Origin of the sequence: Hymenobacter properus (genome assembly GCF_015694735.1) — a bacterium.
Classification (GTDB): domain Bacteria; phylum Bacteroidota; class Bacteroidia; order Cytophagales; family Hymenobacteraceae; genus Hymenobacter; species Hymenobacter properus.
Genome location: NZ_JADQDP010000001.1, coordinates 1,354,080 through 1,366,987 on the forward strand (window position 1 = coordinate 1,354,080; position 12,908 = coordinate 1,366,987).

Annotated in this window: 9 protein-coding genes; 7 read left to right on the top strand and 2 right to left on the bottom strand. The window is 63.0% G+C overall.

Translation table 11 applies throughout. The features are described from left to right. Positions 1–90: 90 nt before the first annotated feature. Positions 91–3,309, bottom strand: a complete 3,219-nt coding sequence (locus I2I01_RS05660) for a SusC/RagA family TonB-linked outer membrane protein (protein WP_196285428.1) — start codon at positions 3,307–3,309, stop codon at positions 91–93. Positions 3,310–3,802: 493 nt separating this feature from the next. Then, a complete protein-coding gene (locus I2I01_RS05665) occupies positions 3,803–4,882 on the bottom strand; it encodes a glycoside hydrolase family protein (protein ID WP_196285429.1) in 1,080 nt (359 codons plus the stop codon). A gap of 146 nt (positions 4,883–5,028) precedes the next feature. Between I2I01_RS05665 and I2I01_RS05670 the strand changes: the two genes are divergently transcribed. From I2I01_RS05670 to I2I01_RS05700, 7 genes are all read left to right on the top strand, one after another. Continuing rightward, the gene (locus I2I01_RS05670) at positions 5,029–6,357 is read left to right on the top strand and encodes a rhamnogalacturonan acetylesterase (protein WP_196285430.1); all 1,329 of its coding nucleotides are present in this window, start codon (positions 5,029–5,031) and stop codon (positions 6,355–6,357) included. Positions 6,358–6,391: 34 nt separating this feature from the next. Continuing rightward, positions 6,392–7,342, top strand: a complete 951-nt coding sequence (locus I2I01_RS05675) for a glycoside hydrolase family 43 protein (protein WP_196285431.1) — start codon at positions 6,392–6,394, stop codon at positions 7,340–7,342. 6 nt (positions 7,343–7,348) lie between these two features. Beyond that, entirely contained in the window at positions 7,349–8,407 is a 1,059-nt protein-coding gene (locus tag I2I01_RS05680; RefSeq protein WP_211537832.1) for a glycoside hydrolase family protein, read from the top strand. 84 nt (positions 8,408–8,491) lie between these two features. Then, positions 8,492–9,088, top strand: a complete 597-nt coding sequence (locus I2I01_RS05685; RefSeq protein ID WP_196285432.1) for a TetR/AcrR family transcriptional regulator — start codon at positions 8,492–8,494, stop codon at positions 9,086–9,088. A 49-nt stretch (positions 9,089–9,137) separates the two neighbouring features. After that, complete coding sequence (locus I2I01_RS05690) at positions 9,138–10,700, top strand: DHA2 family efflux MFS transporter permease subunit (RefSeq protein ID WP_196285433.1); 1,563 nt, start codon at positions 9,138–9,140, stop codon at positions 10,698–10,700. A 58-nt stretch (positions 10,701–10,758) separates the two neighbouring features. Further along, on the top strand, positions 10,759–12,012 hold the full coding sequence (gene fabF, locus I2I01_RS05695) for a beta-ketoacyl-ACP synthase II (protein WP_196285434.1): 1,254 nt from the start codon (positions 10,759–10,761) through the stop codon (positions 12,010–12,012). 138 nt (positions 12,013–12,150) lie between these two features. Next, complete coding sequence (locus tag I2I01_RS05700; RefSeq protein WP_196285435.1) at positions 12,151–12,885, top strand: SDR family oxidoreductase; 735 nt, start codon at positions 12,151–12,153, stop codon at positions 12,883–12,885. The last annotated feature ends 23 nt before the right edge of the window (positions 12,886–12,908 follow it).

Sequence of the window (12,908 nt, forward strand, 5' to 3'; positions counted from 1 at the left end):
TTGCCATGGCATTGATTACTGCTGCACGCGAGATGCTTCGGCTGCGCTCAGCATGACGTTCAATGGTTTCTAACTCGACCGTTCGGCTAATTAAAAAGTGAGGTTGAGGCCCAGTACCAAGGTCTTGGCCAGCGGCAGTCCGCCGTAGTCCGAGCCCGAGATGAAGGTGCCGGTGTTGCCGGTGTTCAGGGCGTCGGGGTTGAGGCCGCCGGTGTACTTGTCCCAGCCAAACCAGTTTTCGGCCGTCACATACACGCGGGCGCCCTGCGCCACGCGCTTGCTGATGAGCTGGCCCAGGTCGTAGCCCAGCGTGATGGTGCGCACCCGGTAGTAGTCCGACGAATACAGCCAGTCGGTGTTGCGGATGAAGCCAAAGCTGCCCGTGGCCTTGCCTTTGATGCCGGCGCCGGGGTTGTCGGCCGAGAACCAACGGTCGCGCACGCGGCCTAGGGCGTTTTCCTTGTAGCCCACGCTGGTGCGGTCGATGGCCCGGCCCAGGGTGGAGTAGATGGAGCCGCCGAACTGGCCCTGAATCAGGAAGCTCAGGTCGAAGCCTTTGTAGCGCAGCGTGTTGGTCAGGCCGAAGGTGTAAGTCGGGTTGGGGTTGCCCACCACCTGACGGTCGTTCACGTCAATCTTGCCGTCCTTGTTGTAGTCTTCGTACTTGGGGTCGCCGGCGGTTTCGTTGCCGAAGCGGGCCGCGCCGCCGTCGATGTCGGCCTGGCTGAGGATGCCGGTTTGCTTCACCACGAAGATGCTGTACACCGGCAGGCCCACCTGCAGGATGTTGCTTTCGGTGTCGAGGCCGTTGGGCACGTAGATGGTGGCGTCGCCGGGGCCCAGGTGCACCACTTTGTTCTCGTTGTGGCTCAGGTTGAAGGAGGTCGTCCACGACAGGGCGCCTTCCAGGTTGCGGGTGTTCAGTTCCACTTCCCAGCCCGTGTTGCGCACCTCGCCAATGTTCTGCAGGTTGGTGCCGAAGCCTGAAGCCGTGAGCACGGGCACGTTCAGCAGGAGGTCGAGGCTGTTCTTGGTGTAGTAGTCGAACGAAGCCGTGATGCGGTTCTTAAACACGCCCACGTCGGCGCCGAAGTCGATGGTGCGGTTGCGCTCCCACTTCAGCTGCGAGTTGCCCACCTTGTTGGGCGCCTGGCCGGGGGCGATGAGGCCGCCGAAGGTGTAGTTGTACACGCCCAGCGTGGCAATGCTGCTGTAGTCGCCGATGGTGTTGTTGCCGGAGTAGCCCAGGCTGGCGCGCAGCTTCAGGTCGCTCAGGAAGGTGACGGGCTGCAGGAAGGACTCCTGCGAGATGCGCCAGCCCGCGCTCACGGCCGGGAACACGCCGGCGCGGTCCTCGTAGCCGAAGCGCGACGAAGCATCGCGGCGGATGCTGGCCGAGAGCAGGTACTTGCCGTCGTAGGCGTACTGCAAGCGGCCGAAGTACGAGAGCAGCACGCTCTGCGAAGCCGTGGGGCCGCTGGTGGTGATGGTGACGGCGCCGTTCAGGGTGCGCACCGTGTTGTTCACGAAGCCGCCCGACGACGAGGCGCTGTTGTTGTCGAGGCGGGCGAAGTTGTAGGACTGGCCGGCCAGCACCGAAAAGTCGTGCTTGCCGAGGGTTTTGCTATACGTTGCCGTGTTTTCGTTCACGAACGTCTGGCGGCGGTAGGTGCTGTACGAGCCGCTAGCCAGCGACGTGGCCAGGTTGCGCGTGGGCGGCTGGTAGGAGGTCGAAGTCGACTCGTTGTTGTCGAAGTTCAGCGTGGAGCGCAGGCGCAGGCCGGCAATGGGCTGGTACTCGCCAAACACGGTGCCCAGCGTGCGGTAGTTGCGGGTGTCGCCTTCGTAGGCGTTAATCACGGCAATGGGGCTGGCCGTGCTCACGCCCCAGCGGTAGGCTTCGTTTTTGCCGTAGGCGGTGTTCACGCCGGCCGTGTCTTCCACAATCGGCGTTTCGGACAGCAGCTGGTGGAAGCGGTTGTCCTTGCCCTCGATGCCAGGGTCTTTCGAGATGGAATACGTGGGGCTGATAGTGAGGCCGAACTTCAGCTTATCGTTGGCCTTGATTTCCACGTTGGCGCGGGCCGTGAAGCGCTTGTAGTCGAGCCCGAGGGCGAAGCCCTGCTGGTCGTTGTAGTTACCCGACACGTAGTAGTTCACGTTGTCGGTGGCGCCGGAGGCACTCACCTGGTAGTTCTGGCTCAGGCCGGTGCGGTAGAGCTGGTCCTGCCAGTCGATGTAGGTCAGGCCGGGGTGGCCGGGAATGGCCCACCGGTCGTCCAGCATCAGGTCGGGGTTCACGTTGTTGCCGGTCAGGCCCAGAATGGCGCGGCGCTGGGCCGTGGTCTGGTCGGCGGTGCGTTGCACGGCGCCGGGCGTGGTGGGCGTCGACTTCACCCAGTTATTGTTGATGATTTCGGTGGCGCGGGAGGCCCACTCTTCGCCGCTGAGCAGGTCGAGCTTCTTGGCCGCGCGCGAGCCGCCCACGTAGCTGTTCACCTGAATCTGCGGCTTGCCCGAGCGGCCGCGCTTGGTGGTGATGAGCACCACGCCGTTGGCGGCCCGCGAGCCGTAGATGGCGGCCGCGGCGGCGTCCTTCAACACCTCAATCTTCTCGATGTCGTTGGGGTTGATGTTGTCGAGCGGGTTGCCGCTGCCGAAACGGCCGTTGGCGCTGGCGCCCACGGTTTCGAGCGGAAAGCCGTCAATTACATACAGCGGCTCGTTGCCGGCCGAGATGGAACCCGCGCCCCGCACCTGAATGCTGAAAGGACGGCCGGGCACGCCCGAGGTCTGCTTCACCTGCACGCCGGCCAGCTGGCCCACCAGCGCCTGGTCGACGCGGGCAATGGGCCGCTCTTCCAGCTTACGGGCGTCCATGGTGGCAATGGCGCTGGTCACGTCGGCCCGTTTCTGGGTACCGTAGCCTACCACCACCACCTCTTCGAGGCTCTTGGAGTCGTCGGCCAACTTAATGGAGAAGTTGCCGGGGCCCGAGAAGCTCCGCTCCTGCGTTTGGTAGCCAATGAAGCTGAACACCAGCGTGCCGGCCTTGTCGGGCACCGACAGGCTGAACGAGCCGTCGGCGTTGCTGGTAGTCCCCAGGGTGGTGCCTTTCACCACCACGGTCACGCCGGGCAGGCCTTCGCCGTTGGGTGCGGTTACTTTGCCGGTCAGCGTCCAGTCGGCCACTGCGTGACGGGCCGCGTGGGCCGCCGGCGCCGCCGCGGCCAGGGCCGTTCCTGCCAGCAGCAGCATGGGCACGCAGGCGGTAAGCCGCAAACGTTGCCAGGAGTAAAACTTATTCATAAACTGTGGGAATTGGGTGAGACTTTCTACTTGTTTGCGAGGGGTGGAAAGGCGGAACCTGGGTCAATATTAGAAGCGGGGTAAGCCCTCACTCTCCTGTAGACTACTGCTTGGCCACATTTCTGCTAACATCCTGCCCGGTTTTGATACTTAATTATCATATCCCGTCATCGCGCCGGAGCCAGCACCGCCAGTGGCCAGCGGCTGCATCGAAGCCGCCGAAACCCAGGGCAACGGCCCCGCTGCCAACCCCGTCGGCCGGGGCCCGTCAATACCCGGCCGGTGCGGAACAGGCCGGCGCAAGCAGTTGCAGCTACCCGCGCCGGCCTTCACTCACCGCTTCGGCGGAGAACCACTCCGCCGGGTATTACCATTGATACAAATTTTTCTCTGTTTCATCGGGTTGCCCTCCCGCACCCTCCTGCCCTGCCGCTGTTTCTTGCGTATTGGCCCGCGGCCTGAGTGATTCCTCACTGTAGCTGGCGCGGCCGGCTTACTCCACTTTCAGGATAAACGACGAAGCCGTCATGCCCTGGCCGCCCTGCGAGGCGCAGAACAAGTATTCGGGCTTGCCGTCGCGCAGCAGCAGCTGCGGCCGTTCGAGGCGGCCGTAGCGCTTGAGCTTGGGCGGCGCGGGCGGTTCGGCCACGCCATAGTCGCGGATGGGCAGGAAGGCTATTTTGGGAAAGGTCCAGGCCTTGCCGTCTTCCGACTCCAGGTACAGGCCCACTTCCTGGCTGTACACGCCCATGTCGCGGGCCAGCATCCGGAACTTGCCGTGCTGCCGCCACACAAAGGCATCCTCGAACTGCTTGTTGTTGCCCTGCCGGGAGAAGTCGATGACCGGGTTGCCTTTAAACTTTACATAAGGGCCCTCCAGCTTGTCGGCGATGGCGAGGCCGTATTTGCGGTTGCCGCGGATTTCCTGGCCTTTGGCGGCTTCGTATTCCTGGGTGTTCCAGGACTTGTAGTAGAGCCAGTACTGGCCGTTGGGGTGCTTGATAAAGGCGGGGTTGGTGGTGCAGTGGTCGTCCCAGGCGCCGGCGGGGCCGGGCAGCAGCAGGGGCTGGTCGGGGCGCGTCCAAGGGCCGTTCAGGCTGGGCGCGGTAGCCAGGCCGATGCGCTTGGTGTCGGTTTTGCCGTTGGAGTTGCCCATGAAAAACAGGCAGTACTTACCGTCTACGAACTGGATGCTGGGGTTGTGGCAGGTGGTGGCGTCCCAGTGGCCGGGGCCACGCGGGGCCAGCACGGTTTCGAGCACCTGGTAGGGGCCTTCGGGCTTTTTGGCCACGGCGTGGGCTATTTCGGAGCCGTTCAGCCAGCCGCCCATGCCTTTTTTCGCATCCCAGCGCGAGAAGAACACGTGCACCAGCCCATCGGGCCCGTAGATGGGCGAGTTGCACCACACGTAATATTCGGGCAGCTCCAGGGCCCGGCCCACGGGCCTGAGGTGCTTGCTGAACTTCGAGAAATCGGCTTTGGGGTAATCAATCAGCCGGCCGGTGAAGCCCGCCAGCGCGCGGGTGAGCGGCGTGAGGAGCAAACCGGTCAGGAAGGTGCGGCGGGCCAGCATACGGTACGTACTGCAAGGGTGGGAAATGGCGCAAGAAAGAGCGGGGCGTTTCAGGCACTCTCCTGCACTCTGCCGCAGTCAGGACAGTGCAGGTAAGCACCGGCAAAAGCCGCCGGTACTTTTAGCGCATTCGCCATTTCCCGCCCATGAGAACCCGTTGCCTGCTCCTCAGCCCCGGCTTGCTGCTGGCTACTGCAGCCCCTGCGCAGTCGCTCCAGCCCAGTTTCAAATTTGACTTCGGCCCCGGCCAACCTGCCGCCGGCTACCAGCAGGTGCTGCCCACTGCCGCATATACCGATGCCACCGGCTACGGCTTCGACTTCGGCACCACCATAACGGGCGTGGACCGCGGCGGGAAGGATGCCCTGAAAAGCGACTTTGTGACCAGCCCACAACCATTTTACTTCTCGGTGAAGCTGCCCGAGGGCAACTACAACGTGACCGTGACGCTGGGCGACGCCAAAGGCCCCAGCAGTACGTTTCTAAAGGCCGAGTCGCGTCGGTTGCTGCTCGAAACCACCGCCACCAAGCCCGACCAACTCATCACCCGCACCTTCACCATCAACGTGAAGAGCCGGCGCATCAACGACACCGAAACGGTGAGCCTCAAGCCGCGCGAGCTGCACAAGCTGGACTGGGACGACCGCCTGACGCTGGAATTCGATGGCTCACGCCCCTGCCTGGCGGCGCTGGAAATCACGCCCGCGCCGCAGGCCACCACGGTTTTTCTGGCCGGCAACTCCACCGTCGTGGACCAGGACGACGAGCCCTGGGCCGCCTGGGGCCAGATGCTGCCGCGCTTCCTGAAGCCCGGCGTGGCCGTCGCCAACCACGCCGAATCGGGCCTCGCACTGGGCAGCTTCCTCAGTTCGAAGCGCCTGGCCAAGGTGCTGAGCGTGATGAAACCCGGCGACTACCTCTTCATCGAGTTCGGCCACAACGACCAGAAGGACAAGGGCGAAAACGACGGCGCTTGGAAGGCCTACTCCGAGCGGCTGCATTTCTTCGTGCAGGAAACCCGCCGCAAGGGCGGCATACCAGTCATCGTCACTTCCACCAGCCGCCGCACCTTCGGGGCCGATGGCCGCATTGAAAACAGCCTGGGCGACTTCCCCGCTGCCGCCCGCAAAGTGGCCGAGGAAGAGAAAGTGGCCCTCATCGACCTCAACGCCATGACCACCAAGCTGTACGAAGCGCTGGGCGTGGAGGAATCGAAAAAAGCCCTGGTGCACTACCCCGCCAACACCTATCCCGGCCAAACCGCTCCGCTGGCCGACAACACCCATTTCAACCCCTACGGCGCCTACGAAATAGCCAAGTGCGTGGTGGAAGGCATCAAAGCCAACAAGCTGGGCCTGGCCAAATTCCTGCGCGACGACACGCCGGCGTTCGACCCCGCCAAGCCGGATGCGCTAGCGGCTTGGGTGTGGCCCGACAGCCCCCGAAGCGCCGTGACCAAGCCGGACGGGAACTAGTGCCGCTTCACCACCATCATTTTCTATGCTAAAGATGAAAACCGTGCTTTCATTCGTTGCGCTTGCCCTCGCGCCTGCCTGGGCGGCCCGGGCGCAGGCACCCGCGGGACTTAGCATGCGTGAAGCCCTTGTGTTCTGCTATTTCAAAGGCAACGGCCGCGACGGCCTGCACTTGGCCAGCAGCCGCGACGGCTACACCTGGACGGCCCTGAAGCGCGACAGCTCCTTCCTGCGGCCCGCCGTGGCCCACGACCGGCTCATGCGCGACCCCTGCATCTTGCGCGGCGCCGATGGCCGGTTTCACATGGTCTGGACGGTGAGCTGGCAGGACAAAGGCATTGGGTACGCTACCTCGAAAGACCTTATTCACTGGAGCGAGCAGCAGTTTTTGCCCGTGATGGCGCACGAGCCAGGCGCGCGCAACGCCTGGGCCCCGGAAATCAGCTACGACGCCAGCACCAAAACCTACCTCATCTACTGGGCCAGCACCATCAGCGGTCAATTTCCGGAAACTCAAAGCCCAGCCGAAAATGGCTACAACCACCGCATTTACGCCACCAGCACGCCGGATTTCAAGACCTTCACGCCCACGAAACTGCTCTACGAGCCCGGCTTCAACGTGATTGACGCCAGCATTCAGCCCGACGGCCAGCGATTTGTGATGTTTCTGAAAGACGAAACCCGCGAGCCGGTGCAGAAGAACCTGCGCGTGGCGTTCAGCGACCAGATGGCCGGGCCCTATGGCAAGGCGTCGGCGCCCATCACGGGCAGCTACTGGGCCGAGGGGCCCACCGCCGTGAAGCTGGGCCGGGAGTGGCTGGTGTATTTCGATAAGTACCGCGAGCACAAGTACGGGGCCGTCAAGTCCGCTGACCTGACCACCTGGACCGATGTTTCCGACCAGGTGAGGGTGCCGGCGGGCCTGCGCCACGGCACCATTTTTCGCGTCACAACCAAGGAGCTGAAGCTGCTGGAGCAACAATAGTCCCCGATGAAAGCAACCACCCCTAACGCCTGCCGACGAGCCCTGTGGGCCCTCGCTGCCATGGGCCTACTGGCGGCGACCAGCCCGGCCCTGGCGCAAAAAACGCCGGTTCGCCCGACAAAACAGCCGGCGCCCAAGCCGCTATTCAGCGACCCCGTGTATGACGGCGCGGCCGACCCGGTCATTATTTGGAATAAGCAGCGGCAAAAGTGGTGGATGTTCTACACCAACCGCCGCGCCACCGATACCACCGCCACGGGCGTGACCTGGGTGCATGGCACCCGCATCGGCATCGCCGAATCGGCCGACGGCGGCACCACCTGGAGCTACCGCGATACGGCCAACATCAACTACCGGCCCGACCGCGGCTACACGCACTGGGCCCCCGATGTTGTGGAAGCCAACGGCCAGTACCACATGTTCCTGACCTATGTGCCCGGCACCTTCACCGACTGGCAGCACCCGCGCGTCATTGTGCAGCTCCGCAGCACCGATTTACTGAACTGGCAGTACGTGCAAACCCTGCCCCTTATCACCGATAAAGTCATCGACGCCAGTGTGCACCGGCTACCCGATGGCACCTGGCGGCTGTGGTACAACAACGAGCGGGACCACAAATCCATTTACTACGCCGATAGCCCCGACCTGCAGCACTGGACCGACCGCGGCCAGGCCCTGAACGAGCGCGGCGAAGGCCCCAAGGTCTTCCGCTGGCACGAGCAGTATTGGATGATAATTGACCAGTGGAAAGGCATGGCCGTGTACCACTCCCCCGACCTGCTGCACTGGGCCGCCCAGCCCGAGCGCCTGCTCGAACTCCCCGGCCAGGGCCGCGACGACCAGGCCATTGGCGGGCACTGCGACGTGGTAGTGAATAACGGCCGCGCCTACGTGTTCTACTTCACCCACCCCGGCCGCAGCAAGGCCAACCCCGCGCCCGCCAACAGCATCGCTGCCAAGCGCAGCGTCATTCAGGTAGCGACGCTTGAATTCAAGGACGGCAAACTGACCTGCGACCGGGACAAGCCGACCTATGTGCAGCTATTAAAGCCTAAGGATAGGTAGAGCTGCAATCCAAATTTCATTTCTCGAAAACATTTCGGGGCGTCATTGCGTTTTCATACCAAACGGTATATTTGCACCGTCATCATGTCTAAAGCCGAGCGCACCCGCCAGTTCATCATCGAGCAAACGGCCCCTGTTTTCAACAAGCAGGGCTACGCCGGCACGTCGTTGAACGACCTTACGGCGGCTACGGGCCTGACAAAGGGTGCCATCTACGGCAACTTCGAGAACAAGGAGGAAGTGGCGCTGGCGGCGTTCGACTACAACCTCGAACTGGTGCAACAACCCTTGCGGGCCGGGGCCGCCAGCGGCAGCACGGTGCGCGAAAAGCTGCTGGCCATGCCGCGCTACTACCGCAACGCTTACCCCACGCTAAAGCTGCGCGGCGGCTGCCCCATCCTCAACGCGGCGGTGGAGTGCGACGATGCCCCGCCCTCGGCCCTGCTCCTGCGCGTGCAAGACAGCTTCGCCAAGTGGCACCGCAACCTCATGCACCTCATCGAGAAAGGCCAGGCCACCGGCGAAGTCCGCTCCAGTGTCGACGCCAGCCACTACGCCAACCTGTTCATCGCCCTCACCGAGGGCGGCATTCTCGTTTCGAAAGCCACGGGTAGCTCCACGGCGCTATTCGCCAGCCTGAACCACATCGAGCACCTCATTGAAAACGAGCTGGTGGCATAGCTCTCTTTTTTTGCCCTAAATTATACCGATTGGTATAAAATAATTTCTCATGAGCACTCTCCGCCTCTTCCTGCTGTGCGCCACCGTCATTGCGGCTGCCGTGATGGAACTGATTGATACCAGCATCGTGAACGTGGCGCTCTCGCACATGAGCGGCAACCTCGGTGCTACGCTGGCGGATACCTCCTGGGTCATCACGTCCTATGCCATCGCCAACATCATTATCATCCCGATTACCAGCTTCCTGGCGGCGCGGTTTGGGCGGCGGCGCTACTTCATTGGGTCCATTATTCTGTTCACGCTGGCCTCGGTGCTGTGCGGCACGGCGGGCAATATCTGGACGCTGGTCGCCTTCCGGTTTGTGCAGGGGCTGGGCGGCGGGGCCTTGCTATCGACTTCGCAGACCATTGTTTTTGAAGCCTTCCCGCCGGCCAAGCGCGGGGTGGCGAGTGCCTTGTTTGGCATTGGTGTGTTTACAGGGCCCACCATTGGGCCTACGCTGGGGGGCTACATTCTGGACGTGAGCACCTGGCACTGGATATTCCTGGTGAATGTGCCCATCGGCATTGTTGTGACAGTTGGGGCGTTTCTGCTGGTGCGGGAGCCCGCCGTGCAGGTGGCCCGCAATGCACTGCGCATGGATTGGGTGGGCTTGTTTTTCCTGATTGTAGGCGTGGGGGCGCTGCAAGTGGTACTGGAGCGCGGCCAGGAAGAAGACTGGTTCCAAACAGCGTACATCACGCAGCTGAGCGTGGCCGCGGCCGTGGGCATTGTGGCGTTTATCTGGTGGGAGCTAACCACCGAATTTCCCATCGTGAACCTGCGGGTGCTGAAAAGCCGCACATTGGCGGTGGCAGCGCTGCTCACCTTCGTGACGGGCATGGGACTATTCACCTCCGTGTACCTCACGCCGGTATTTGCTCAGCGCCTGCTGCATTTCCCGGTGCTCGACACGGGCCTTTTGTTGCTGCCTGGGGCAGTGCTGGCTATTTTCTGCCTGGTGCTCACGGCCCGCGCGCTGCAAGGCGGCGTGCCCATTCCAGTCGTAGTCATGCTGGGGTTTCTGCTGTTTTTCGCGTTTAGCTGGCGCATGGCGCTGCTGAATGGCACGGCGGGCAAGGACGATTTTTATTTTCCGCTCATTTTGCGTGGGGCGGGGTTGGCCCTGCTCACCGTGCCACTTACGGCACTGGCCGTATCTGGCCTGGCGCTGAAGGACATTGCCCAGGGTGCGGCCCTCAACAACATGATGCGCCAGTTGGGCGGCTCATTCGGCATTGCCATCGTGAACACCTACCTGGCCACGCAATTTGCCGTGCACCGGCAGGCCCTCGTCACCCACCTTACGGCCGCCGACCTGGGTGTGGCCGAGCGCCTGGCCGCCGGCGCGCAGCTAGTGGCTCTGCGCCTGGGCCAGCCCGTGCTGGAAGCCCAACGGCGTGCCTACGGCCTGCTGGACGCGGCCGTGAACCAGCAGGCCGGCATCATGAGCTACAACGACGCTTTCCTGCTGGTGGGTTGCTTTTTTCTGGCGGCCATGCCCTTGCTCCTGCTGGTGGTGCGCCGCCAGCCGGGCCGCTCGCCGGTGAAGGTCAGCTTGTCGGACCATTGACTTAGGCTCTGCGGAGAAGACCATTCAGCTGCTATTGTTTCCTCAAAATCCCCTCATTATGCCTGAATACAAACGGGTAGTCATTACGGGCGTGGGCGCCCTCACGCCCATCGGCAACGACGCCGCCAGCTTTGGCCGCGCGCTGCGGGCAGGCGTGAGCGGGGCGGCGCCCATCACCCACTTCGACGCGTCGAAATTCAAAACCCGCTTCGCCTGCGAAGTGAAAGGCTTCGACCCGCTCCGCTTCCTCGACCGCCAGGAGGTGCGCAAGTACGACCTATTCACGCAGTACGCGCTGGTGGCGGCCGATGAGGCCATTCGGCACGCCGAGCTGGAATTTGACCAGCTCAACCGCAACCGCATTGGCGTCATCTGGGGCTCGGGGGTGGGCGGGCTGGGCACCCTGCAGGAACAGATAAGCGAGTTTGCCCACGGCGACGGCACGCCGCGCTTCAACCCCTTCATGGGCGCGAAAATGATTATTGACATCGCGGCCGGGCTGATTTCCATCAAGCACGGGCTGCGGGGGCTGAATTTTGCCACGGTTTCGGCCTGCGCCACGTCTACCACAGCGCTGATTGATGCCTTCAACTACATCCGCTGGGGCAAGGCCGACGTGCTGATTTCGGGCGGCTCCGAGGCGGCCGTCAACGAAACGGGCATTGGCAGCTACAACGCCCTGCGGGCCCTCTCGACCCGCAACGAGGACTACGCCACCGCCTCGCGGCCCTTCGATGTGAGCCGCGACGGCTTTGTGGTGGGCGAAGGCGCCGGCGCGCTGATTCTGGAAGAGTATGAGCACGCCCGCCGCCGTGGGGTGCCCATTCTGGCCGAGTTGGTGGGCGGGGGCATGGCCGCCGATGCCTACCACCTCACCGGCACCCACCCCGAGGGCGAAGGCGCCTACTTAAGCATGGAGGCGGCGCTGAACGATGCCGGCTTACACGCCGCCCAGATTGACTACCTGAACGCCCACGCCACCTCCACCGGCCTGGGCGATGCCAGCGAGCTGCGCGCCATTGGGCGGGTGTTTGGGCCGGCGCCGCACCTACACATCAGCGCCACCAAAAGCATGACGGGGCACCTGCTGGGCGCCGCCGGGGCTGTGGAAGCCATTGCCTGCGTGCAGGCCGTGCAGCAAGACGTGGTGCCGCCCACCATCAACACCGCGCAGCCCGACCCGGAAATCACGGGCCGCCTCCGGCTCACGCTGGGCCAGCCGGCTTACCGCCCCATCGAATACGCCATGAGCAATTCCTTCGGCTTCGGCGGCCACACCGCCACGCTCATTGTGAAGAAGTTTTCGGCTTAAATGGCGGTTCAAAAAGCCATTCAGTGCACCGCGCAGCATGGCTTTTTGAAGCTTCACCCAATTAAAACCCCGCCCAACAGCGGTACCGACAGCCTACATTAAAACCAGCTTTTTTCCATTTCCCAATTATCCCATCACATGAACATCTCCAACCAAACCGTCCTCATCACGGGGGGCGGCTCCGGCATCGGCCTGGCCATTGCCAAAACGCTGACCGAAAAAGGCAACCGCGTCGTCATCGTGGGCCGCAATGAAGCCAAGTTGCAAGCGGCGGCTACCCAACTCCCCGGCGTCACGACCATTGCTACTGACATCACCAACGAAACCGATGTTACTCGTTTGGTGCAGCGAGTACACGCCGAATTCAGCGACCTAAGCGTGCTCATCAACAACGCCGGCCAGGCCTCGGCTTACCAACTCACGGCCGGCTCGGATGCTTTCGCCAAAGCCAGCGTCGAAATCACGACCAACTACCTGGCCATGATACGTCTGACTGAGCTGTTGCTGCCCGTGCTGGGCCAGCAGCCCGAAGCGGCTATTGTGAACGTGTCATCCATTTTGGCCTACGCGCCGAGCGCGGGAGTGCCCACGTATTCGGCCAGCAAGGCGGCTGTGCACTCCTACACCCAGGCGCTGCGCCACACGCTGAAAGCCAGCAGCGTGCGCGTGTTTGAGCTGATGCCGCCGCTGGTGAACACGGAGTTTTCTACCGAAATAGGCGGCGAAAACGGGATTCCGCCGCAGCAGGTGGCCGACGAACTGCTGGCCGGCCTGGCCAAGGGCGACGAAGAAATTCGGGTAGGTCAGACGGCGCAGTTTTACGAGTTCAGCCGCGCGTCGCCGGCCGAGGCATTTGCGATGCTGAACAGCTAATGACCGGTGAGGCAGAGGCGGTT